This is a genomic window from Thermostichus sp. MS-CIW-26 (assembly GCF_054059115.1).
The window spans coordinates 48160-70876 of the sequence record NZ_JBSSBV010000009.1; the positions used below are offsets into that span (position 1 = coordinate 48160).

Here is a 22717-nt window from a genome sequence, read left to right on the forward strand (position 1 = left end):
CCCAACCCCTGTCTCCGGCACAGCAGTCCCATTCACATCCAGTTCCTCAACTTGCTCTTCAGGAGGCGCTGAGCCATCTGCATTTGGATGTGCTGAAAGAACTGGAGCGATTCCGCCTCTGGCAGCGTTTGCAGCGCATGGACTCTGTCCCGCCCCCACGAGCAGGTCAGCTTGGGAATACCAGCTCTGTACAGCGCCCTTCACCTGTGCTCATTCAAGAGGTGGTGGAAGACTTGGAAGAGGAAGAGATGCCGCGGCCCTCCGGGGCCTTTTCGCCCCTCTGGGTCTTGCTGCTGTGGGTGCTTTCCTGCGCGGGGATTGGCTTTGGGGTGCGCTGGCTGATCTGGCCGGAAGAACTGTCCCTGCCCCAAAGTGCTGCCAGCAGGGCGGAAGAAGGGATCCCTGCCCAGCTGGATTTGGCCCAGTTGCCCCTGATCCCAGTGGAACCGGTGGAAGGGCAGGTGGGAGAGGAGTTCTATTTCGGTGGCTTGGATCCGGATCGGCTGGCGCTGGGCTTGACGGCCACCCCGGACTTGAAGGACGTACAGGTAGATCCTCTTCAAGGCGTTCCTAACCTGCTGGACAGCCTGCAGACCGACTTGGCCTTGGCTTCCAAGGAACCCTCTCCCCCCAGCTTGCAAACGGTGGAGCAGTTGGCAGCCAGCCTGGAGCGCCCGTCCCAACCTTCATCGCCTACTTCTGCGGGATCCCAGAACGTGGTGCCCCTAAGCGAAAACAACATAGACTCCCTGGGGCCGAACCGCGGCGAGGGAACCTTCTTGGTGCTCACTACCTACTCGGGAGATGAGAGCTTGGCACGTGCTCGAGAAGTTTCTGATGGGGCCTTTGTCAAAGATGTGAATGGCCAGAAGTTTGTGCAGTTGGCAGCATTTGAGCAACTGGAGTATGCCCGCTATCATGCGGAAACCCTGAAAAATAAGGGCTTTAACGTTACGATTGCTGAGCAGTAGCTTTGAGGACTACAGATCCCGAATCCAAGGGATCCGAGAGAGAGGTAGCCGCCGCCAGATCCCTTCACTTCCTTCTGGATCGAGCAGGCGCCAGGCCAGCAACCCGGTTGCCGAGAGGAAAACCAGGGCCAGCAACAACGCAAGGGCATTCTGTAGGCTTTTCAAAAAGGGCCAGAGGCGGGCTGTGCTCGGCCCCACCTGAGCAGCTCCAGACCGCTGCCGCGCCTGGGCGGGGGGGTTCCCGGAAGCTGGAGAGGAACTCAAGGGACGGGCAGGTGGAGCGAGGGTAGAGGACGTCAACTGGGCGGCAGGAATGGGTGGCCCTGGTAACCGATTCAAAGCCATAACCACAGCCTGAGGGCGCTGCTGCTGACGCATCCACCGGTTCAGCTCTGCCAGAGAGATGGCACAGAGGTTGTTGAGACCCAGACCCTGAATTTGCCCCACCAAAGGCCGGTCGTTGCTGACCAAAACCACCAGCGTTCCCGGCTGCTGCTGGGCCAGGGCATAGGCGCATTCGGCAATCGCTTCTTCCAAACGTACCCTCATGGACTGATCGCCGGCACCAGCACCACCCACCAGGGCACGGGCTTCTGAGACGGCAAACCCTAGACTGGGCCAGTGGCGCAAAAACTCGCGGGCTGTCGATTCTTCTTGGGGATCAATAGCCTGCCGGCTCAGGCGTTCTAGCTCGGCCATCACTGCCTGCGGCAGCACACACACCCCAAATCGAGCCCACTCTTGCCATAGAGCCAGACGACCGGCCAGGATCACCGGGCTATCGAAGACGAGGAGAGGCGGGATCTCGGCCATAGAACATGCCAGCGCTGGACTTAACCTCAATTGTGTAGCTTCCCCGAAGACTTGGGTAGCAGGGATCCCTCTGCCAGGCAGAGGCGGATGGCCAGTGGGTAGAGGCGGTGCTCCTGGGCCTGGATGCGCCGGTAAAGGGATTCCACGGTATCTTCGGGCAGAACCGGCACGGCTGCTTGGGCCACGATGGGGCCACTGTCCATTTCCAAGGTGACCCGATGGACAGTGCAGCCGGCAATTTTCACACCGCACTTCAGGGCTTGTTCAACGGCACGCAGGCCCTTGAAACTGGGCAGCAGGCTGGGATGCAGGTTCAAGACGCGATCCGGGTAGGCAGACAACAACACCTGGGTAACCAGGCGCATCCACCCGGCCATGATCACCCATTCCACGTGATGCTGCCAGAGCACTTGGAGGATAGCTGCATCCAGGTCTTCGCGACAGGGGTAGTCTCGGTGGTCGAGCAAAACGCAAGGGATCCCTCGCTTTTGGGCCCGCTGCCGCACATAAGCTTTGGGATTGTTGGTGATGACCACAGCAATCTGAGCCTGCAGTTCCCCAGCCTCAATGGCTTGGGCAATAGCTTCGAAATTGCTGCCATTGCCGGAAGCCAAAATGCCAAGGATCCCCGGTTGAGAGGGCACTGGGATCCCGTCGGGATCCGGCCAGAGTAAGCTGGGCGAGTTCATGAGCGTTTGGTGGGAAAGTCTGCAGCCCCGCTATTTTAAACCCAGACAGCCTCCCCTCTGGTTCTGGCCAGGTTGATCCAGAGAGGGATCCAAAAACTTGACCGTCGCCGGCTTTGACAGGCGCACCCGCGCCATCGAGCGCTGCACGGATCAAGAGGAGCTGCGGGAGATGCCTCAAGAAATGCGGAAAATGCAGCAGGAGATCCGCGATCTCTCAAGCTCCTCCAAAAATAGGCCAAGTCGATCAAGTCGATCCCAGCAGTTGAGGCCGGATCTTATGGACTCCGTCCCACTGTGGCGAGCGGCCAACTGATCTAGAGTGGGTCTAGAGTGGGAAAGCATGGGCAGTGGGTGTGAGAGCATGGCTCCTTTGCAACGACGACGCCGGCGGTTTTGGATCTGGAGCATGGTAGTCATCCTGTCCGGGTTTATGGGATCCCTGCTGGCGGGATCAGCGCAGAACCTGGGAGCACAAGCCCAGCAGGGCCTGACTCAAGCCCAACTGGAGCAAGCTCAATATGTGCGCAGTTGTGGCAGTTGCCATGTGGCGTTGCCCGCCCAAGTGTTGCCCACTGAAACCTGGCGACGGCTGCTGCAGGATCCCAACCACTATGGCCAGCAGATCCAGCCCCTGAGCGGTGTGGCTTTACAACTGGCCTGGGGCTATTTGCGGCCCAACTCCCGGCCCCTGCGACAGGGGGAACAGGTGCCCTATCGCTTGGCAGATTCCCGCTATTTCCGCGCTTTGCATCTGCAAGTGGAGTTTCCCACTCCTGTGCGGGTGAGCGGCTGTGTGGATTGCCACCCCAGGGCCAATGGGGGAGACTTTGCCAGTCTCTCTGCAGAATGGCAATCTTGAGGAGCGCAACTGAGGCGATGCAGGTGGATCTGGCCACCATTCTGGCAGGCTATGCCCAAGGCTACTTTCTGATGGCCGACGAAGAGACGGGATCCCTGGCCTGGTACGGCACCGACCGGCACGCGGTGATCCCCCTCGATGAGCGATTCCACTGCCCCCGTTCATTGCGGCCCTTGGTGCGCAGCAATCGCTTTCAGGTGCGGCTGAACTGCGCTTTTGAGCAGGTGGTAGAGGGCTGTGCCGCTCGTCCCCAAACCTGGATTAGCCCCGAGCTGAAGCAGATTTACGCAGCTCTGCACCGGTCTGGCTTTGCCCACAGCTTTGAAACCTGGCAGGGAGAGACCTTGGCAGGCGGGATCCTGGGTATTGCCCTTGGAGCGGCGTTTATCGGCGAGTCGATGTTCTACCGCATCCCCAACGGCTCGAAGGTGGCCCTGGTGAAGTTGGTGGAGCACTTGCGAGAGCGGGGCTTTCGCCTCTTCGACGCTCAGTTGATGAACCCGCATCTGGCCCGTTTCGGCGCCTTTCTCATGGAGGGACAAGAATACCTGAAGCTGCTGCAGCAATGCCTGGGGATCCCTTGTCGGTTCAATTAGACCTGTGATGCTCAAAGCGACAGGCTTCCCAATAGCTGCTGTTAGATCATTGCAGCGGCTCTTGGTGGGAAACTTGGTGGAAAATGAGGGAGGACTCCACTCTGCTGCTGTGAGCGAATACATCCCGTGGTGGGCCAGCACATGGGATCCGCTCTGTTCCCGTCAGTGGCAGATGAGACTGGCTCGCAAACACCGTTCGTTGCCGTCTGTGCTCTTCTGCGCTCAGAACGAAGAACTATTATGCTCAGACCAAAGAACCATTAGATTAGATGGGCATTGTTATAAGGTGAGAGGAGTTCTCTACTGCTGTTGAGATTGTCATGAGCCAAAAGCTTCTGTTTGTCTGTCTGGGTAACATCTGTCGCTCTCCCACTGCTGAGGGCATCACCAATCACCTTTTGCGCAGCAGTGGCCATAAGGAAGCAATTATCTGCGACTCAGCAGGTACGGCAGCCTATCACATCGGCAGCCCCCCAGATAGGCGCATGCAACAAGCAGCCCGATGCTATGGCCTAGAGCTACAAGGCAAGGCCCGCCAGATTCGACCTGCCGACCTGCGCGAGTTTGACCTGATCCTGGCTATGGATCGACAAAATTACCGCGACATTCTCAGCTTGGATCCCCAGGGAAAATATGCCGAGAAAGTGTGCCTGATGTGCAGCTATTGCCGCTCTCATTCTGACGAAGAAGTTCCGGATCCCTACTACGGGGGTGAGGCTGGATTCCATTACGTGATCGAGCTGCTCTGGGATGCCTGTAGCGGCTTGCTGGAATCCCTGGTTCCCGGGATCCAATGCCCACCGTTGCCCCCCCGTGCTTGAGAGCTTGTGTGTTTATTTACAGTCAATTCAAATGGCGATGAGACGGTAGCCAGTACAATAGCTCCGTTCGCGATAGTCATTCCGAATAAGTCTGGGACATTTGCCCTGCCTTCGATCTCTAACCGGCCAACACAAACATACCCCTTATCTGTCTCCCAAAGCAGACTAGGGGAACCTGGGATCCCCAAGTTGCTTTCCTGCAGTCTGAAACAACCATATATCCTGGCCCAGAGGGATCCTCATCTAACTTAATTGCCTCTATTTCCGATGCTGCTCCGGCAATTTGTCGGATTCATCCTCATCAGCGTTTTGTGCAGATTGGGATCCACATAACTCCAGACACCGCGCCTTTGCTTAGGTACGGGCTGAGAAGGGAACTTCCGGCTCCTCCGAGCCAACGATGTACGGGTCGTCTCCAAACGAAGTGTATTCGCTGTAGAGCTCGTCAGCAGTCATGCTGGGCCGCAAAGCCTCAATCAAAAACTCGTCGACGATACGCTTACAAGCGGCAATTGCGGCTTCGAGGGTCTCAAACTTTCCGTACTCGTACTCTTTATATTTCTCCACATAGTGGAAGTTGTCGGCAACCACCACAGTAAATGGGCGCGCTGGATCGGAGCCGGGCATGAGGTGAGGTCTAATGCTGCTGTTACTTCCGACATTATACATTTCTCTTAAGGGTTTATCAATTGTCGAAGAGAGGTTTCTAATAAAATAAGATCTTCTTGAATCGTTTGCCAGATGATGGACAAACTCACTTGAAAATACTCATGGATCACAATATTCCGCATTCCCCGCATTTCGTCCCATGGAATTTCAGGATGCGAAGCCTCCACCTCTGGTGGAATGCCGCGAACTGCTTCACCAATAATTGCAAGATTATACAAAACTGCCCCAACTGTCTTTCGATCGACTTGAAATTCATCGAACGTGATGTCTTTTATAAACTCTCGGATCTCTTCAATCGCAGCTAGCACGTCTCTTACTCTGTTCTGCCAATCTCTAGAAGGCACGAACCACCTCCCGGAGAACGGATTCTTGCAGATAGGGCTTGAGGGAGTCAGGCGTACCTAGATCAACCGGACTCTCTAAAATTTCCTCTAGATATCGTTTCAAGCGTACAAAAGTGAACAATCCAACTGGACGGTCAAACTCTACTAGCAGATCGATATCACTGTCTGTTTGCGCTTCATCCCTTGCTACTGAACCAAAGAGCATTAGAGACTTTACGCCAAAGTCCTTCAGAGTGTTCTGGTGATTTGCCAGTAATGTAAGGACTTCCTGTTTTTGCATTACCCAACCTGCAATGAAAAGAAAAGTCCATTAGGAATTATAGCTCACCTATTTCCTCTCAATTACGACTCAAACAAAGATTCATAACGCTTTGCAGGTCGCAGGCACAGTTGAGCCGAGGCACACCTTGCAGAGGACAGGGATCCCTGGGTTCCCGCAATGAGGGCATTTGAGCTTGCTCATCATCTTGTCTCTGGGTACATCTAACGGCACGCACATCTTGCCTTGCCATTAACAGCCAGTTCAAGAAACTTGTCGTCTTTGGGATCACGACACGTCGCCACGCGCTCTACAATCTCCACCAAGACGCCATCTCTAACAAAAGTGCTCAAGAACTCCATCCGTTCTTCCTCGGTTATATACCTTTCAAATCCTTTGCGCCGCAGGACATCGCTCAATTCTTCAACGGTCACACGTGAGATAAGCAATTTGCCTCTCTGTGTTGCCCTGTCAAAGACTTGACGAGTGACAGAACATCTCAACAGGAGCGCACTGATAACAACATTGGTATCAAAAACAAAGCATGGTTCATTCGACATTCAGCAGAGATTCCAGTATCTCAGGAGTTAAGCCACGCTCCTGTGCTTTTTGGCTGATTTCATCTGTGACAACCTGAAGGGGACGCGGTGGTACGATGAGGTCGCGCAGCCAAAGGTTAAGTAACAACTGAAACTTTCTTTGCAGGTCAGCAGGAATTTGACTGTAAAGTCTCGCTGTATCTGCATCCAGAGGAATGGTAATCACTGTGTTCATCTTTCCAACTCCTCGATGTTGGATATTATTACACTTGAGATTAAGTCGCGCTGGCTAACGGCTAAGCTCACCTGCTACTAACAGCTTTAGGAACTGCTCAGAACATAACACTGGGTCAGGTGCAGCGACTTGTTATGTTGTGTAACTTCTACGCCTATCGCCCCGGACTTTCACCGATTCCAGCGCACGGGTCGCCCCACCAACTACCAACGAAGCCGAAAATCTAGAAGCTCGCCCCGCCGACCATCTCGCTATTGCGCTGGCAATATAACGGCTGAACTCACCCGCCACCCCAAACCAGGGATCCCAGCCCATAATCTATCCCAAGGTCGGGTGCAGTGACTTGTTATGTTGGGTGACTCTCTCTACCTAGATCTACCTGGATCCTCAGTGACCAGCCCCCAGGGATCCTTTGACCCAATCATCCACAATCTACCGGGGCTGGCAACATAACGTCTGAACTCACCCGCGGTCACTGGCTTTGGATGATATGAATAGCTTAGCATACGGTCGGGTGCAGTGATTTGTTATGTTGTGTAAATTTTTGAACTGATCGCTTCTGCTACCCACCGACCCCAGCGCCCCTTCACCAACAACCTTGACTAAGCACAACTCTGGCGCTGGCAATATAACGCCCAAGCTCACCCGCCGGGGCCGCCGTAGCGACGTGGCGTGTCCGCCAAACCCGGGCGGCGGCCCCGGTCAGGTGCAACGGCTGGTTCGGCGGCGCCGTCCTCAATCGGTGGCCAACCGTTGAATCAACTTCTTGACGTACATCCTCGGGCCAACGACGATCGCATGATTTTCGAATACTTGTACCGAAATTCGGCCTGCTGCCAAGCCCGCCTGAAGCGAAGGCTTGTAGGTGAAGAAGTCCTCACTCTGGGTCGCAGGGTTGTAGCCCAATTGGGACATTGCTACGTTTAGGCGAGCAACAAATCCCTTCTTGTCCGCAAATTCAATGTCTGCCGTCTCTCTCTTAAAGAAGAATCCCATTGTTAGACCGAAGAACAATCCAAAGAAAAAGCCCGCGCCCAGCCCAAAGGGAAGGATCTCTCCGAACGACCGATTCATCACTACCGCGAACAGCAACGACCACAGAATGGCAAACGGCAGGGCTGTGATCGCGCCCACCATGATTGCCGTCCCAAGGTAACTTCGGGGCTCAGGCAACAGTGAAGGTGCGGATTTCATATGGCGTTCCTGCGCCGTCGAACGAGCAAGCTGCCCTGCCGGGGCCCTTGCGTTGTGGAATGTCTCACGACGCATTGGAGGGCAGCAAGACACCAGAAGCCATGCCGCCGAACGATGGCGATCAGCTGCGGCGCGGAGCGCCGTCAGCTGCATCGCATTGTTAGATGCCCTTATTCCCTGGTTGGGATTATCCTCTCAGTGCTGATTGAGAGCCAAGAGGTGGTTAGGCAAGGAGTGCATTAAACAAGTAGCCGATACTGATAATCCCAAAAGTCATTAGGCTAATAAACACAGCTAAAAGTTGAGGGCGAAGCACTTTCCTCAAGATGACCATCTCAGGCAATGAGAGAGCCGTCACCGCCATTGTGAACGCTAATACAGTACCAAGTGGCATTCCTTTGTTGACCAAGGCTTCAGTAATTGGCATGACACCCGCAATGTTTGCATAGAGTGGCACGCCTAAAGTTACAGCAATCGGAACAGCAAAGGGATTGCTAGTGCCTGCTAATTGGGTGACTAAAGTGGTTGGGACATAGCCGTGAATCCCAGCACCGATTGCAATCCCGACAACAACATAAAGCCATACCGATCGCACAATTTCACTGGACTGAAACCATCCCTGCTGAAACCGCTGCTTCCAGGTGGGGGAAGTCGATGCCAGATCGTCCGCTTGAGTACTTTCTAGATGGGCTTGTTGTAGTTGCCAGACAAAGGGTTCAACCCATTTTTCCAGTTTGAGCCAGCCAATTGTGTACCCAGCAGCGATTGCCAATCCAACTCCAAAGCCGATATAGAGAAGTGTGACGTTCAAGCCGAATAGCCCCCACAACAGCACAACAGCAACTTCATTCACCATTGGGGCAGAAATCAGATAAGAAAATGTCACACCTAGAGGAATGCCTGCCTCCAAAAATCCAATAAACAGTGGCACGGCAGAGCAAGAACAAAATGGTGTGATAATCCCTACCATCGCCGCTAGAATATTGCCGCCCAAAGTACGCTTGCCTGCTAACCATTGCCGCACGTTTTCAGGCTGTAAAAAGCTTTGAAATGTCCCTACAACAAAACTGATGACAATCAACAGGGTCAAAACTTTAGGGACATCATAGAGGAAAAAATGTATGCTAGCTCCGAGATGGGACTCAACTGATAGCCCTAACAGACGAGTGACGACCTGTGTTGCTAGCCAGTCGAACGGATAAAACGGATCGAACATGGTTCGCCCTCCTCTCTAAATCTGTAAGAGTGGCTGAATTTCTTCACTGGTCATCACTTTACCTTTACCCACGACCTTACCATTAATGGTCAGTGCAGGTGTGGACATGACTCCCCGCTTGGCAATTTCAACGGGATCGGTAATATGTAGAATTTCTGCTTCTAGATTCAGTGTGGCGATCGCGTTCCTAGCATTCGCCTCTAGTTGCTGACATTTTTTGCAGCCTGTTCCCAATACTTCAACTTTGATAGGATTCATAACAACATTCCCCGCAAGAGTTTATTTCAGATTGCAATGGTTTCATGCGTTTTCAAGGACAACTTCCGGGCGATCCAATACCACACATTCTTTGTCAGAAGTCTGTAGATTTTCGTGACAACGTTTGACGAGTGGCGTTAACTCGTCGTGGAGCGCTTGCAACTGACGGATATTTTCTTCAATCTCCTGTACCTTCTTACTGAGACGCTCATAAACCGCTTGGCAGGTGAGCGATCGATCATCCTTTAATACCAAGATGTCCTTAATCTCATCTAAACTCAGTCCCAAGGATTTAGCCCGCACAATGAAAGCTAGCCGTTCCACGTCTTGCTGACTAAAAAGTCGATAGCCTGCAACCGTGCGCTCAGGAGGTGGGATCAATCCAATCCGCTCGTAAAAGTAAAGCGTTTGTGGATTAATATCTAACCGACGCGAGATTTCGCCCACTTGAAACATGGATATGACTCCATTGCAATCTAGTAACCTTATGCTAAACCTTATACCTTAGTAGAAGGTCAAGGTTTGCCAAGTAAAGTTTGTTGTAGTTGTCGGGCATCTAACACTGCGTTGGTGCGGACGGAACAGAGGTTATCGTTGAGTGTTCGAGGCTATTTGCCGCCGCACAACTTCGACGTTATGCGGCAGGCTGACTAACTTGGCCGTCACGGTGAACGAATCCGGTGACGCTGTCGCCAACATGCAGCCTGACCATCTTGCCGCGCCTTGCCAGATAGCGAGGCCCCGCAGCGATAAGTACGATGATTCCCCAGCACGTAATTAGCGCTCCAGTGATGTTGACCACGAACGGCGAGGAAATATCCGAGGAAATATCCGAGGTAAAAGCGACGTCGACCGTAGCATGAAAAATCGCCACAACGAGAATGCTGCCACGACTCTCGTTATAAAGCCATGTGAGCAATACCGCACCCGTGAGCAAGCTGAAGAACCAACCGGCGACGCCTGGCACATTCATGCTGGTATAGCCGGGGCGGTAAAAGAAAAGCGGCAGGTGCCAGAGCGCCCATCCGCACGTAAGTAGCAGCGAAGCGACCAGAGCGGAATGGCGGGTTTGCAGTCGAGGAAGGGCGAACCCTCGCCAGCCCGCCTCTTCGCCAAAGCCGAACGAGACAATGTTGTAAACAAGGAATCCGAGAGCTGAAAACTGCAAGAATTCGCGTGATCTGCCGACGCCCGACAGCGACACGCTCTCCCCATTCAGCAGCGATGCCGCAACGACGGCGAGTGCAAGAAGAACATAGGGGGCAAAGAGCGCGACTGCGACCCAGACGAGTCTCCCGCGCCACAAACCCATGCGTCGTAGCAGATCCGCCGGTCCCGCCAGCCCGGTTTCCATGGCGGACACGAGGAAGGCTGCGGTGATTGGCCCCAAGGCGCCGAGTGCATGGTGATAAGGAATTACCGGCAACCCGTGTATGCCAAACGCAGGCAGCCACAGCGGTGCCCAGAGTACCCACGAAATGCCATAGGCGAGAGCGAAGAACGTTGCAAGAGGGTGACGACGACACATGCTCGATGGTCGCATGGTTTCAGAGTACACCGGGAGGTCCTGCCGCTGAACTCACCCGCCACCAGTATAGCTAAGCATACAAAGGTTGGCATGATATGGGTCGCTGGGCGTAGCCCCACATTGGTTTCCCAGAATCTTAAGGCGACAACCTTAACCTACCTAGCTATAGTTTTGGGTAATGACTAAAGTATAGCTTCAAGTCGGGTGCAGTGATTTGTTATGTTGCACTTACAATTGGTAGCAAATATTGATACGAGTTTCTAATTTGCTATTCAAAATCTTCATCATTAATCCTTTTCAATGAGGATTGATTGAATGCTTTAAAGGTTAGATTTGGGTACTGTTGCACAATAGCTCTCAATTCTTCAAAAACTGGGCTCGCACCCTCAACCCCAGTTACAACGCACCAGATACGCGCTCGTGTAAGTGCAACAAAGGCTTCGTTACGCTTCTGTAGTTCTGACTCTCCTCTCCAAGCTAATGGCTGGGTAGCACAATGAAATCTGCAAGCATAAACCTTCCACGCCTCATTGCCCTTGGCTCGGAAAATTGTTGAGATCGTGATGCAGTTATCCATGCGAAAGATATCCAGATTTGTATCAACACCTGCAATAACGCTTTGGATACCTCGCCTTGAGAGTTTAGATTTTATTGCTTCAAAGTACTGCTGTTCTTTATCACCAGTGGGGCAAGTAATCAACAAGTCCCAAGGGTCGAAGCCTAACTTCAGATCTTCCTCCACTTGTTGAGCAATCCATTCCTGCTCTTCCAACTCATCCGAAAAAGTCTGGATGCGTAAAGGTGAGCCTAAAGCGTCCTTGTGAGGAAAATCATCACTGTCTATGGGGTGAGGGCTGTTTTTTGCCTCGCGCGTAACTGTGACTGTTTTGCCAGCTTTGACACTTGCATCTGAAAAATCTCCATCCAGAACAGTGTAACCTAGTTTTTCCCAATCCTCTTTGTTACTCACTCCTTGCAAACAACCCTCTTGTCGCAGTAAGCCCATGTTGATAGCGTGAGCAGCCATGAGAAGCATTTTAGGTGTTCGGTAGCATCGGTTTAAATTGTGTGCCTTGCGCAGTCCTCCTTCGTAGGTAGGGCTGGTTATGGTTCCATCAGGAAGTTTGTTCCCACCTAAATCTACTACTGGTGTTCCATCTGGATTAAGCCCAAAGATATGCAAAGGACGAGGTACCGTCAGGGTTCCAATCCCCTGTGCTTCGTCGTATGCCCAATAAAGTCGTTTTGGGTCAGATAAACTTTTATAAGCTAATCGATAGAAGGATGGGGGCAAATCCTGTCCTTCGTCTATCAAGATCGCATCAAAAAGTACAGGTATGTTTGGTACATTTTCTTCTAGAGAATCACAGATGTATTGAAAAGCTTCTGACGGAGAGCAGGAGCGTCCAAGACTATGTTTAACGTCGTTGACACTCAGAGGACGTATTCCCGATTTTTGGGCTAAGTTACGGTAGAAACCGTTACGCTCTCTTGAACCCCAAGCATGTAGTACTTGTACATTGTGCCAGTCTGGTTCTACATCTCCTTCATCTTGCCGAACCATTTCACGATAGTAAAGACTGATTAAACCTATGATTTGGTCGTAAAGTGCCTGTGTAAAAAACACAAAAGCAATTTTCCAGTCAGGGTGCGCTGCATGAATTTTTGCGGCTCTCTTGGCAAATAGAACAGTTTTCCCTGTTCCTGCTAATCCTCTAACACGCTGAGGTCCATCTGGAACCTCAAAAGCTACCTTCTGCTGTTGATCATCCAGAAAACGAAGACGAGACTCCAGATCATGAATAACTCTGATGGGATTTTCGGGTGGCGTTCCAGTAGGTATGGCTCTAGGTTCTTGTTTTGGTAGCGAACCGCCCAGTAAAGCAACTATGTTTTGCCACTGTTCATCAGATAGAGGACGCTGTGGATTTTCGCAAGCGCCCAACTGTAGTTTTTCTCGGAGAGTCGATGGCTTCAGATCCTCCTCCAGCAAAACAACGCCATGGGTACACGGCAAGTCAGAAAATCCTTTATCTTGCCATTCTTGCTCTTTAACAAAGGGTAATACCACTCTGTAGTGTGAGGCGACCAGTCCTCGTGTTTCTCTTCGTTCTGTGAGTTTCGCACTTATTGCAAACATGCCATCCTCAGCTTGAAGCATAGGCAATTCCTCTTCCCTATGCCAATTAGTCATTTTCCACTGATGCCCTTCGATACTTTCAATGTTAGCGATACTGCACCCTTTACACTCAAATACCCACAATCCTAAATCTCTGTGCATAAAGATAACGTCAGGTTCTCTGGTGAGATTGCCTGTGCGTTTAAAAATTGGATACCTAAAGTAAGCTACGCATGGCTCATTCTGAAATGTCTTTTTGAGGCATTCCCAAAACTTTTTCTCTGCTGTGTTTGGGTTAAGTGGAGCATAGTTCTGGAACTTACCTTCTGACATGCTGTTTCCAAATGACTAAACTAAATCTATTTGACTAATAAGACAAGCAGTATAACGGCTAAGCTCACCTGCTACTAACAGCTTTGGGAACTGTTCAGAGTATAACACTGGGTCAGGTGCAGCGACTTGTTATGTTGTGTGGATTTGTGTACCGATCGCCTCGGCTACCCACCGACCCCAGCACCCCTTCACCAACAACCTTAACTAGGCACAAGTCTGGCGCTGGCAACATAACGGCTAAGCTCACCTGCTACTAACAGCTTTGGGAACTGCTCAGAGTATAGCACTGGGTCAGGTGCAGCGACTTGTTATGTTGTGTGGATTTGTGTACCGATCGCCTCGGCTACCCACCGACCCCAGCGCCCCTTCACCAACAACCTTAACTAGGCACAAGTCTGGCGCTGGCAACATAACGGCTAAACTCACCCGCCGCCAGTAGGTTTGGGTACTGTTCAAAGATTAGCATCAAGTCGGGTGCAGTGACTTGTTATGTTGGGTAACCCATCAGCCCCAAAAGCATCAGGATCCCCAGCCTCGTTTTGTCCAAGTGGTGCGGAATGGACCCCAACGGAAGATTTTTCTGAATCGCCAGCTCATAGAGTGTGTTGTCCTTTCATAATCGCTTGCCAATTTGGTAACCGAGCACGGCGCCTGCCACGAAACCCCAGAAACCCAAAACTAATGCACCGACGATTCCGAGTATTAATCCGCCAAGGATGCCGTGGGAAGAATCAAATTTCTTTGACGGAGATGTGGTCGATGACGGAGTACCACTAGGAGTAGCACGTCTGCCCGAATAGATAGTATTAAAATGGGAAGAATCAAATTTCTTTGACGGAGATGTGGTCGATGACGGAGTACCAACAGGTGTAGCACGTTTGCCCGAATAGATAGTATTAAAAACTGATTCGTCAGGTTGTGAAATTGGGCGTCGAATCTGTGGAGATGGCGATACAGACGGCTTGACTCCAAGCCATTGGCGAGCTTCTTCCTCGCCTGACAATATTTGAACTTGAGACGGAAGTTCAATTGTCATCTGCAGTCTGTCCCGATGCAGTCTGTCCCGATACCTACCAATTACGCCAGTAACTTTGACCCACTTGTGAACGAGAATGAGAGGATCAACTTTATCACGGCCGAACGCAGCCAGGGAAGTAGACCACAAAACAAGTGTAAAGGTTTGGTGTGGGTAAGAACCGAAGTTGAGGAATATGTAAGGTTGTCCGTGCTTAGTTTGTGCAGAATGGTAATCGGTAATCAGTCCGATTACTTCCACCCGGTCGCCGATATGTTCTGAGAGTGAGCCAGAAAGAGAAGCGTCAATGACTGGATACTGGCTGCGCCTTTGGGGAACAGTAACGGCTGGAGCGGGAGGGCGGACTGTGATCTTTGGAAAGGTGAAGTTGCCAGAAATGAACTGATCAAGAGACGGAACTTTATCGAATTCGAGCCTGCAAACGACCCTGAATCTCTCCACAAGAGGGGCAAGTTGGGAGATTCTAGAAATGTCAATGAGAAGTGGAGATGACTCGACATCTGCAAAGTCATTTGAGCGAAATAGGATATTCTCGCTGTTGTTGTACTTGCGCCAGAGAGGGGGCGAAGCGGCGACCGCTGAAAGACCGAGATATATCACGATGGCCGAAAACCGGTCAATCGTTGAATTGTAATGAGCAGCGGTTCTTGAAGGATGCTGATAGTTAAGATGTCCGATCTCATTTGTCTTAAGGCTGGAGAGTTCGGGGAGGTAGAATCCATCGTAATCGATAAGGTAGAGCTTCCCTTGCTTGACGAGAATATTACCGTGCTGGAGATCCCCGTGAGCTACTTTGAGGCTTTCGAGACGTTTCACCAAAGCTTCAAACTCTGGAATGAGCTTAGAAATCTCTCCAGGCTTAGAGATATTGCGGTCGATGAAGGTGTTCAGAGTTTCGCCATCGAGCCACTGCATCTTTATGATGGGATGCCACTGGCTGCCAACTTTAATTCCTTGATTAAGACAAATGGCCTTTACAAAAAAACCGTCTGTACAGGTTTGCAGGAACCGTCCAATAGCTTCATAGCGTCTCTGCAAATCTGGAATGGCTCTGGTGAAACAGCGGACTGCCCAATGTTGCGAATGATTTTGGAGATGAAATGTGGTTGTGAACCCTCCGGAGTAAGGCTTAGGAATTCCGAACTGATCAGGTTCTGGGGTGGAAACCTTTAATTCCGGATCGCTGAAAGCTGTGCTGGGGTTTTGAACTGCAGCTAAGTATTCATCGCCTCTTGGTAATGGCATAACAAATTCAGAGCCTCACTAAGAGTAAGGTGATGTCATCATTTTTTAAGCGGGTAGAACGACGAGCATCATTCGCCCACGCTTTGAATGATTCCTGAGGCGACGAATTCTCGGTAAAACCGTAGAGAATGTTCCAGGGCTTTTCATTGTTCTCGTGCTCGGTGAGGAACCAACACGCGAGGGCATCTGTAGCAAGTAGCAAGAGATCGCCTGATTGCCATTCTGCAGTTTGGCGCTTGACTTTCTCCCAGAGTTGCGAATTGCGGGCCAGATTGGTGGAAAGCAAAGTCGGAGAACTTCCAAATTCGCTTGCGCTGGAAATGGGAAAAGAGAGGACAAGATCATCATTGCGGACTTGAAAGAGACAACTGTCACCGACTGCTATTGCTGACCAAGATCCCGATTCGTTTGAATCGTTTGAGTTTGAGGTGAGTTCGACGCCGAGCAGCGTTGCGAAGGCTCCAAGGCGAACCTTTTCTTCTGCAAACCAAGGCAATGGTCTACGGTTTACAAAAGTGTGCCATCGCTTCGATAATATTTCCGTGCGGGCCTGCAGAGCCTGGATGTTCGTGAAGCGTTCTTTGACAAAAGCACGAGTGAGCATCTTAGCCCAATCGGATGCAAAAGAACTCTCAGTTGCACCGTCGGCAATAGCTATTGCAAAAGTCTCCTGATCGATTATGCCATCTATTTTGGGGGCGAAAGCGTCCTCGTAATCGGCTTCTTCATTGCCAAGCTTTTGCAGCCAGAAATGGTGTAGTGAGAGTCTCATAGGTTCCAAAACTAGCGCAGATTGCTTGGACGCGTTCCAATATCCAAGAAACGAATTACCGAAACGATATCAGCGTTGAAAACAAACCCACGGCTTGCCTCCGAGATATGATATCCTTCCTGTTTTGCTGCATTCTGGATGTGTGTTGGCAGTATGCTCGACATACTGAAGAGTAAGCGGGCAAACTCATCGGGCAGTCCGCTATCGGAGTCTGGAAATTCAATAGGATTAGCCTTCTGAGAAGACAAGTGAACATTGAATAGCAAAACGTTACCATCAGAGCTCGCTAATGATTTGATTTCGTTTGCAGCATCAGAAGGGTTTCCATCTGTCGCCTCACCGTCTGTTATGTTTATCACAATGGGAGGAAAGCAGGAAGGGTGCTGGGCAATCCAGTCTTGAACGATCGTCTTGGCCTGCGTTAATGCTTGGCACATTGGAGTTCCTCCGTTAGCGACGGGATCAAACCAAATTGGGAACTTGATAGTCTGTTCCACGAGCCCGCCGGCTCCATCATCCACTTTCTTGCTACGCTCCTCGATTCGAGCCGGTGAATTTGCGATTTGGCTAATGGGTGATAAATCCTTGCCAGCGAGAGAGCCCATAAAGGCTGAACCGACTGAAGCACCATAACCAATTACGCCAACATAGTAATAGTCTCGAACTCCATCGCTCTTGGCACACTTGATGACTAAGTTTTGAAGCAGCTTGTTGATTGCATCGGAGACACCATCCGCTTTTCTTTTGTTTGGCCCACTACCACCGAACGAGTCTGACATCGATCCCGACTGGTCAATGAGGAACAAGAAACAACTCGGATTGGCTCGACTAATTTCGGCTTGATATGGCATTGCGATTTCCTTTCAGATTATTACATTATTAATTGTTGACTTGTAGAATGCAGAGCCGCACTTTCACATAACGTCTCGGCAAACAACGCCGCCGTTTTGCGAACTAGCTTCCGGTACTCGAATCGGGACAGCGCCATGGCGAAGGTGAATCCAAGAAGAAGGGCAAGCAGTCCCAGGGTTGCCGCTTGAATGCTCCCGATCTGAATTCGCGTCAGCTCGTTTTGTGCTTGGCGTCCTCTGCGACCGAGTTTGTACCCCGAGCCCGCAGCGATCACCATGCATGCAAGCAGCGCGATGGCGATCAGTGCCACTGGTTGGTGATAGAGCAACTCGGTCGTCATTAAAAGCTCCCTGTCGCCTAACATGTGTTTCTGCAGCTAGATGACTGATAATCACCTAAGAAGCAGACTTTTCAATCGCCTAGTGTAATGCTGCCCTAATTTGTCTGTATAGAATTTGTCTGTATAGTCAACATTTTGAGCGATAATTACCTCCAAAGGGTTTTTATCTGGCTGAATGAGCATTAACACACCTATACCTAGACCCAGAAAGCTCCTGGAGCAAGTCAGCTAGAAATCGCAGGAGCCTCGCACTGTACTCATAAAGTCAGTGTCGGGAGGAATGTGCGACTTCACTTGCCTTGTGCTATAATAACATTGCGGGCACCAGAAACGGTTATTTAAGGCACTGGTAACGGTCGATTGGGGCTGCTGTAAACCAGCCTAGAGGTTCGGGCCTGTTTTGTTCTCTGGTAGAGCAGAGCAGGCCCAGGGCTACTAAAAGCCTACTCTGTATCGCTAAAGCGGTACGGAGTCGGGTAGTTTACTTGCCACACCTTCCGCCATAGTTTTGCCACTCATCTCCTGCAAAACGGCTACGACATCTGCACCGTCCAAGAATTGTTGGGCCACAAAGATGTCAAAACCACCATGATTTACACCCATGTGCTGAATAAAGGCGGGCGCGGGGTGAGAAGTCCATTGGATCCTTAGAAGGGGACGCTCTCTGGGGAAGGGATCCTCTTCCCCTTTACAGTACCTCAGCGATCATTGCGAATTATTACGACCCTGCCGCCATGCCCCCAGCAGGGATCCGTTTCTCTGGTAGAACGGGAAACAGACAATAGGGGATCCTGCCTATCGCGTCAGCGGGACGGAGTCCTTTCGCGTCAGCGGGACGGAGTCCTTTCGCGTCAGCGGGACGGAGTCCTTTCGCGTCAGCGGGACGGAGTCCTTTCCCCGGTTTACCCAATTTTTGCATTGCACGACGGAGAGCGACCGCATGTTTACTCTGGTTAAGCCCATCACCCGCCACGTTACCCCTGCCGAGGTAGGGGATCGCCGCCTGATGAAGGTGGTGTACGTGGTGTTGGAGCCGCAATATCAGAGTGCCCTGACCGCAGCAGTGCAGCACATCAACGCCCACAACTCCAAGCTGGCGGTGGAGCTGTCCGGCTATCTGGTGGAGGAGCTGCGGGATCCCGCGGGCTACGATGCCTTCAAGCGGGATCTGGAAACGGCCAATGTCTTTATTGGATCCTTGATCTTCATTGAGGACATTGCCCAGAAGGTGGTGCAGGCGGTAGAACCCCTGCGGGAACGGCTGGATGCGGTGGTGGTGTTTCCCTCCATGCCGGAGGTGATGCGCCTGAACAAGATGGGATCCTTTTCTATGGCGCAGCTGGGACAGTCCAAGAGCGCCATCGCCCAGTTTATGCGCAAGCGCCAGCAGGGATCCAACTTCCAGGAGGGGATGTTGAAGCTGCTGCAGACCCTGCCCAAGGTGCTGAAGTATCTGCCCTTCGACAAGGCGCAGGATGCCCGCAACTTCATGCTCAGCTTCCAGTATTGGCTGGGGGGATCCCGCGAGAACCTGGAGAACTTTTTGCTGATGCTGGCGGATCGCTACCTGCCGGGGATGCGGGGGCAGCTCTCCTTTGCCGAGCCGGTCACCTATTTGGAGATGGGCATCTGGCACCCCTTGGCGCCGCAGATGTTTGCCAGTCTGGCGGAGTATTTGGATTGGTACAACGCCCGCGAGGATCTGCCGCAGGACGTGAAGGATCCCTTGGCTCCCTGTGTGGGATTGGTGCTGCAGCGCACCCACCTGGTGACGGGGGATGATGCCCACTACGTGGCCATGGTGCAAGAGCTGGAGTCGCGCGGGGCGCGGGTGGTGCCGGTGTTTGCCGGGGGTCTAGATTTCTCCAAGCCAGTGAACGAGTTTTTCTGGAACGCGCAGAAGACAGCGCCCATTGTGGATGTGGTCGTGTCGCTAACCGGGTTTGCCCTGGTGGGAGGGCCGGCGCGGCAGGATCACCCCAAGGCGGTGGAAGCGCTGCAACGGCTGAATCGCCCCTACATGGTGGCGCTGCCCTTGGTGTTTCAATCGACGGAGGAATGGGCTGCCAGCGACCTGGGGCTGCACCCGGTGCAGGTGGCTCTGCAGATTGCCATTCCCGAGCTGGACGGGGCCATTGATCCCATCATCCTCTCAGGGCGGGACGCGGCCACCGGCAAAGCTCACGCAATGCAGGATCGGATCGAGCTGATCGCGGCGCGGGCCATTAAATGGGCCAATTTGCGGCGCAAGCCCAAGCTGGAGAAGAAGATCGCCATCACCGTCTTCAGCTTCCCACCGGACAAAGGCAATGTGGGGACAGCAGCCTACTTGGATGTATTTGCCTCTATTCACCGGGTGATGCAGGCCCTGGCCCACAACGGCTATGACCTCGGCCCCGTTCGCGACAGCGGGACGGAGTCCTTGCTGCCCAAAACCCCGCAGGAGCTGATGGAGTCCATCCTGCACGATCCCCAGGCCCAGTACGCCAGCCCGGAGCTGAATGTGGCCGCCAAACTGTCGGTGCGGGAGTACGAGGCGCTGACACCCTACGTGAAAGCCATCGAGCAATACTGGGGGCCAGCGCCGGGGCACCTGAATACCGATGGGCAAAATCTGTTGATCTACGGCAAGCACTTTGGCAATGTGTTCATCGGGGTGCAGCCCACCTTCGGCTATGAAGGGGATCCCATGCGGCTGCTTTTTTCCAGGTCAGCCAGCCCCCACCACGGCTTTGCTGCCTACTACACCTACCTGGAGAAAGTTTGGGGGGCGGATGCGGTGTTGCACTTTGGCACCCATGGATCCCTGGAGTTTATGCCGGGCAAGCAGATCGGCATGTCGGGCGAGTGCTATCCGGATAATCTAATTGGATCCCTGCCCAACCTGTACTACTACGCCGCCAACAACCCCAGTGAGGCCACTATTGCCAAGCGGCGGGGCTACGCCTGCACCATCAGCTACCTGACGCCGCCGGCAGAAAACGCCGGCCTCTACAAGGGGCTGCAAGAGCTGCGGGAGATGATCGGCTCCTACCAAACCCTGCGGGAGGGGGCGCGGGGCATCGCCATCGTCAACGCCATCTGCGACAAGGCGCGGCTGGTGAACCTGGACAAGGATGTGGAGCTGCCCCAGGGGGACGCCGCCCAGTTGAGCTTGGAAGAGCGGGACAGGGTGGTGGGCAAGCTCTACGCCCAGCTGATGGAGATCGAGTCGCGGCTGTTGCCCTGTGGTCTGCACGTCATTGGAGCGCCCCCCACGGCAGAGGAGGCGATTGCCACCCTGGTGAGCATTGCCAGCATTGACCGCCCCGAAGAAGGGATCCTCGGCCTGCCGCGCATTCTCGCCCAAAGCCTGGGCCGGGATATCGATGAGATCTACCGCAACCGGGATCGGGGACACCTGGCGGATACGGAGCTGCTGGATCGCATCAACAAGGCCTGCCAGAAGGCGGTGGCGGCGCTGGTGCAGGAGCAGACCGACGCCCAGGGCCGGGTCGCGCGGGTGGCCAAGCTCAACTTTTTCAACATGGGCCGGCAAGCCCCCTGGTTGGCAGTCCTAAAAGAAGCGGGCTACCCCCAGGTGGATCCGGATCTTTTGAAGCCCTTGTTTGAATTTCTGGAGGAGTGCCTCAAGCAAATTACGGCAGATTATGAGCTGGGATCCCTGCTGCGGGCCTTGGAAGGGGAGTACATTTTGCCAGGGCCGGGGGGGGATCCCATCCGCAACCCCAATGTGTTGCCCACGGGACGGAACATCCATGCTTTGGATCCCCAGTCTATCCCCACGGCAGCCGCGATTAAGTCTGCGGAGATCGTGGTGGAACGGCTGCTGGCTCGCGAGATGAGCAGTAACGGTGGCCGGTACCCGGAAACCATCTCGGTGGTGCTCTGGGGCACCGACAACATCAAGACCTACGGGGAGTCGCTGGCGCAGGTGCTGTGTTTGCTGGGGGTGCGACCCAAACCCGATGCCCTGGGGCGGGTGAACAAGGTGGAGTTAATCCCCTTAGAGGAGCTGGGCCGTCCCCGAATCGATGTGGTGGTGAACTGCTCTGGGGTATTCCGGGATCTGTTTGTTAACCAGATGGACCTGATCGACCGGGCGGTGAAGCTGGCGGCCGCAGCGGTGGAGCCACCGGAGCTGAACTTCGTGCGCAAGCACGCCTTGCAGCAGGCAGAAGAGCTGGGGCTGACGTTGGAGCAGGCGGCAACGCGGGTCTTTTCCAACGCTTCCGGATCCTACTCCGCCAACATCAACCTGGCGGTGGAAAACAGCTCTTGGGAAGATGAAAGCGAGCTGCGGGAGATGTACCTATCCCGCAAGTCCTTTGCCTTCGGCTCCAACCTGCCCAACCAGCAGATGCGGCAGCTTTTTGAAGCCAGCTTGAAGACGGTGGATGTGACCTTCCAGAACCTGGACTCCTCGGAGATCAGCCTGACCGATGTCAGCCACTACTTCGACGCGGATCCCACCAAGCTGGTGCAGAGCCTGCGCCCCGACGGCAAGGCCCCCTCGGCCTACATGGCAGATACCACCACGCCCAACGCCCAGATCCGCACCCTGAGCGAAACCATCCGTCTGGACGCCCGCACCAAGCTCCTCAACCCCAAGTGGTATGAGGGGATGCTCAAGCACGGCTACGAAGGGGTACGGGAGATCGCCAAGCGGCTGGTCAACACCTCCGGCTGGTCAGCTACGGCAGGCGCGGTGGACAACTGGATCTACGAGGAAACCAACGAGACTTTCATCAAGGACGAGGCGATGCGGCAGCGCTTGATGAACCTCAATCCCCACTCCTTCCGGCGCATTGTCGGATCCCTGCTAGAGGTGCATGGGCGTGGCTATTGGCAGACTTCCCAGGCCAATATCGAGCGCCTGCAGGAGCTGTATCAGGAGATCGAGGACAGAATCGAAGGGGTGGAGTAATTAATATGGCTGTTTCAGGTTAGCGTGAGACGTCTGGGCTACTGTTCGCGCCAGCGGGACGGAGTCCTTAGACCTTACGTGAAGTCGGCAAAAGCTGCAACC

The 22717-nt window shown here is 53.1% G+C and carries 22 protein-coding genes and 1 pseudogene; 6 read left to right on the forward strand and 17 right to left on the reverse strand.

Translation table 11 applies throughout. The features are described 5' to 3' along the window. Window positions 1-89: 89 nt before the first annotated feature. Window positions 90-971 (forward strand): hypothetical protein, encoded by an 882-nt coding sequence (locus tag ACVWZU_RS05000; protein ID WP_457443677.1) that lies wholly within the window; start codon window positions 90-92, stop codon window positions 969-971. A 9-nt stretch (window positions 972-980) separates the two neighbouring features. Here the strand turns inward: ACVWZU_RS05000 and ACVWZU_RS05005 are convergent, their stop codons facing one another. Together ACVWZU_RS05005 and purN are read right to left on the reverse strand one after the other, a co-directional pair. Next, the gene (locus ACVWZU_RS05005; RefSeq protein ID WP_457402108.1) at window positions 981-1784 is read right to left on the reverse strand and encodes a PIN domain-containing protein; all 804 of its coding nucleotides are present in this window, start codon (window positions 1782-1784) and stop codon (window positions 981-983) included. 26 nt (window positions 1785-1810) lie between these two features. Continuing rightward, complete coding sequence (purN, locus tag ACVWZU_RS05010) at window positions 1811-2473, reverse strand: phosphoribosylglycinamide formyltransferase (protein WP_011432536.1); 663 nt, start codon at window positions 2471-2473, stop codon at window positions 1811-1813. A gap of 406 nt (window positions 2474-2879) precedes the next feature. Between purN and ACVWZU_RS05015 the strand changes: the two genes are divergently transcribed. The 3 genes from ACVWZU_RS05015 to ACVWZU_RS05025 all read left to right on the forward strand — a co-directional run bounded on the left by ACVWZU_RS05015 (window position 2880) and on the right by ACVWZU_RS05025 (window position 4749). After that, window positions 2880-3332: a hypothetical protein gene (locus ACVWZU_RS05015; protein ID WP_457395133.1), complete on the forward strand. Its 453-nt coding sequence runs from the start codon at window positions 2880-2882 to the stop codon at window positions 3330-3332. Between the two features lie 17 nt (window positions 3333-3349). Continuing rightward, window positions 3350-3928, forward strand: a complete 579-nt coding sequence (aat, locus tag ACVWZU_RS05020; RefSeq protein WP_457443702.1) for a leucyl/phenylalanyl-tRNA--protein transferase — start codon at window positions 3350-3352, stop codon at window positions 3926-3928. Window positions 3929-4248: 320 nt separating this feature from the next. After that, the gene (locus ACVWZU_RS05025; protein ID WP_457443679.1) at window positions 4249-4749 is read left to right on the forward strand and encodes a low molecular weight protein-tyrosine-phosphatase; all 501 of its coding nucleotides are present in this window, start codon (window positions 4249-4251) and stop codon (window positions 4747-4749) included. Between the two features lie 354 nt (window positions 4750-5103). On the opposite strand, the gene ACVWZU_RS05030 is transcribed toward ACVWZU_RS05025, so the two are convergent. From ACVWZU_RS05030 to ACVWZU_RS05100, 15 genes are all read right to left on the reverse strand, one after another. Beyond that, entirely contained in the window at window positions 5104-5376 is a 273-nt protein-coding gene (locus ACVWZU_RS05030; protein WP_414347213.1) for a hypothetical protein, read from the reverse strand. Between the two features lie 47 nt (window positions 5377-5423). Further along, complete coding sequence (locus ACVWZU_RS05035; protein ID WP_414343083.1) at window positions 5424-5762, reverse strand: HepT-like ribonuclease domain-containing protein; 339 nt, start codon at window positions 5760-5762, stop codon at window positions 5424-5426. Then, window positions 5752-6042: a nucleotidyltransferase family protein gene (locus ACVWZU_RS05040; RefSeq protein WP_414329506.1), complete on the reverse strand. Its 291-nt coding sequence runs from the start codon at window positions 6040-6042 to the stop codon at window positions 5752-5754. Before ACVWZU_RS05040 ends, ACVWZU_RS05035 begins: the two co-directional genes overlap by 11 nt. A 203-nt stretch (window positions 6043-6245) precedes the next feature. Beyond that, on the reverse strand, window positions 6246-6581 hold the full coding sequence (locus ACVWZU_RS05045; RefSeq protein ID WP_414329508.1) for a putative toxin-antitoxin system toxin component, PIN family: 336 nt from the start codon (window positions 6579-6581) through the stop codon (window positions 6246-6248). Next, on the reverse strand, window positions 6571-6795 hold the full coding sequence (locus ACVWZU_RS05050) for a hypothetical protein (protein ID WP_457443682.1): 225 nt from the start codon (window positions 6793-6795) through the stop codon (window positions 6571-6573). The genes ACVWZU_RS05045 and ACVWZU_RS05050 overlap by 11 nt, the downstream gene beginning before the upstream one ends. A 735-nt stretch (window positions 6796-7530) precedes the next feature. Then, window positions 7531-7989 (reverse strand): hypothetical protein, encoded by a 459-nt coding sequence (locus ACVWZU_RS05055; protein WP_457443684.1) that lies wholly within the window; start codon window positions 7987-7989, stop codon window positions 7531-7533. A 223-nt stretch (window positions 7990-8212) separates the two neighbouring features. Further along, the gene (locus tag ACVWZU_RS05060) at window positions 8213-9205 is read right to left on the reverse strand and encodes a permease (protein ID WP_457443686.1); all 993 of its coding nucleotides are present in this window, start codon (window positions 9203-9205) and stop codon (window positions 8213-8215) included. 15 nt (window positions 9206-9220) lie between these two features. Continuing rightward, a complete protein-coding gene (locus ACVWZU_RS05065; RefSeq protein WP_457443688.1) occupies window positions 9221-9463 on the reverse strand; it encodes a thioredoxin family protein in 243 nt (80 codons plus the stop codon). Window positions 9464-9505: 42 nt separating this feature from the next. Continuing rightward, a complete protein-coding gene (locus tag ACVWZU_RS05070) occupies window positions 9506-9919 on the reverse strand; it encodes a heavy metal-responsive transcriptional regulator (protein ID WP_457443690.1) in 414 nt (137 codons plus the stop codon). Between the two features lie 178 nt (window positions 9920-10097). Continuing rightward, window positions 10098-10889 carry a CPBP family glutamic-type intramembrane protease gene (locus ACVWZU_RS05075; protein WP_457443692.1) on the reverse strand — a complete coding sequence of 264 codons (792 nt, stop codon included), beginning with the start codon at window positions 10887-10889 and terminating at the stop codon, window positions 10098-10100. A gap of 370 nt (window positions 10890-11259) precedes the next feature. Beyond that, complete coding sequence (locus ACVWZU_RS05080; protein WP_457443694.1) at window positions 11260-13443, reverse strand: DEAD/DEAH box helicase; 2184 nt, start codon at window positions 13441-13443, stop codon at window positions 11260-11262. Between the two features lie 613 nt (window positions 13444-14056). Further along, complete coding sequence (locus tag ACVWZU_RS05085) at window positions 14057-15724, reverse strand: hypothetical protein (protein ID WP_457443696.1); 1668 nt, start codon at window positions 15722-15724, stop codon at window positions 14057-14059. A 7-nt stretch (window positions 15725-15731) separates the two neighbouring features. Then, a complete protein-coding gene (locus ACVWZU_RS05090; protein ID WP_414388693.1) occupies window positions 15732-16496 on the reverse strand; it encodes a protein phosphatase 2C domain-containing protein in 765 nt (254 codons plus the stop codon). Between the two features lie 11 nt (window positions 16497-16507). Further along, complete coding sequence (locus ACVWZU_RS05095) at window positions 16508-17347, reverse strand: VWA domain-containing protein (protein ID WP_457410979.1); 840 nt, start codon at window positions 17345-17347, stop codon at window positions 16508-16510. A gap of 20 nt (window positions 17348-17367) precedes the next feature. Next, window positions 17368-17688: a hypothetical protein gene (locus ACVWZU_RS05100; protein WP_457402126.1), complete on the reverse strand. Its 321-nt coding sequence runs from the start codon at window positions 17686-17688 to the stop codon at window positions 17368-17370. A 483-nt stretch (window positions 17689-18171) separates the two neighbouring features. Between ACVWZU_RS05100 and ACVWZU_RS05105 the strand changes: the two are divergent. Further along, a pseudogene (locus tag ACVWZU_RS05105) lies at window positions 18172-18339 on the forward strand (tyrosine-type recombinase/integrase); the annotation flags it as partial. 289 nt (window positions 18340-18628) lie between these two features. After that, entirely contained in the window at window positions 18629-22615 is a 3987-nt protein-coding gene (locus ACVWZU_RS05110; protein ID WP_457443698.1) for a magnesium chelatase subunit H, read from the forward strand. Window positions 22616-22717 lie beyond the last annotated feature (102 nt).

What these genes read in the sequence shown, in the direction of transcription:
- ACVWZU_RS05055 (WP_457443684.1), bottom strand. Translation starts at nt 7,989, where the DNA reads ATGAAATCCGCACCTTCACTGTTGCCTGAGCCCCGAAGTTACCTTGGG.
- ACVWZU_RS05110 (WP_457443698.1), top strand. Translation starts at nt 18,629, where the DNA reads ATGTTTACTCTGGTTAAGCCCATCACCCGCCACGTTACCCCTGCCGAG.
- ACVWZU_RS05080 (WP_457443694.1), bottom strand. Translation starts at nt 13,443, where the DNA reads ATGTCAGAAGGTAAGTTCCAGAACTATGCTCCACTTAACCCAAACACA.
- ACVWZU_RS05050 (WP_457443682.1), bottom strand. Translation starts at nt 6,795, where the DNA reads ATGAACACAGTGATTACCATTCCTCTGGATGCAGATACAGCGAGACTT.
- ACVWZU_RS05030 (WP_414347213.1), bottom strand. Translation starts at nt 5,376, where the DNA reads ATGCCCGGCTCCGATCCAGCGCGCCCATTTACTGTGGTGGTTGCCGAC.
- ACVWZU_RS05045 (WP_414329508.1), bottom strand. Translation starts at nt 6,581, where the DNA reads ATGTCGAATGAACCATGCTTTGTTTTTGATACCAATGTTGTTATCAGT.
- ACVWZU_RS05065 (WP_457443688.1), bottom strand. Translation starts at nt 9,463, where the DNA reads ATGAATCCTATCAAAGTTGAAGTATTGGGAACAGGCTGCAAAAAATGT.
- ACVWZU_RS05040 (WP_414329506.1), bottom strand. Translation starts at nt 6,042, where the DNA reads ATGCAAAAACAGGAAGTCCTTACATTACTGGCAAATCACCAGAACACT.
- purN (WP_011432536.1), bottom strand. Translation starts at nt 2,473, where the DNA reads ATGAACTCGCCCAGCTTACTCTGGCCGGATCCCGACGGGATCCCAGTG.
- ACVWZU_RS05005 (WP_457402108.1), bottom strand. Translation starts at nt 1,784, where the DNA reads ATGGCCGAGATCCCGCCTCTCCTCGTCTTCGATAGCCCGGTGATCCTG.
- ACVWZU_RS05095 (WP_457410979.1), bottom strand. Translation starts at nt 17,347, where the DNA reads ATGCCATATCAAGCCGAAATTAGTCGAGCCAATCCGAGTTGTTTCTTG.
- ACVWZU_RS05060 (WP_457443686.1), bottom strand. Translation starts at nt 9,205, where the DNA reads ATGTTCGATCCGTTTTATCCGTTCGACTGGCTAGCAACACAGGTCGTC.
- ACVWZU_RS05090 (WP_414388693.1), bottom strand. Translation starts at nt 16,496, where the DNA reads ATGAGACTCTCACTACACCATTTCTGGCTGCAAAAGCTTGGCAATGAA.
- ACVWZU_RS05070 (WP_457443690.1), bottom strand. Translation starts at nt 9,919, where the DNA reads ATGTTTCAAGTGGGCGAAATCTCGCGTCGGTTAGATATTAATCCACAA.
- ACVWZU_RS05100 (WP_457402126.1), bottom strand. Translation starts at nt 17,688, where the DNA reads ATGACGACCGAGTTGCTCTATCACCAACCAGTGGCACTGATCGCCATC.
- aat (WP_457443702.1), top strand. Translation starts at nt 3,350, where the DNA reads ATGCAGGTGGATCTGGCCACCATTCTGGCAGGCTATGCCCAAGGCTAC.
- ACVWZU_RS05025 (WP_457443679.1), top strand. Translation starts at nt 4,249, where the DNA reads ATGAGCCAAAAGCTTCTGTTTGTCTGTCTGGGTAACATCTGTCGCTCT.
- ACVWZU_RS05085 (WP_457443696.1), bottom strand. Translation starts at nt 15,724, where the DNA reads ATGCCATTACCAAGAGGCGATGAATACTTAGCTGCAGTTCAAAACCCC.
- ACVWZU_RS05015 (WP_457395133.1), top strand. Translation starts at nt 2,880, where the DNA reads ATGGTAGTCATCCTGTCCGGGTTTATGGGATCCCTGCTGGCGGGATCA.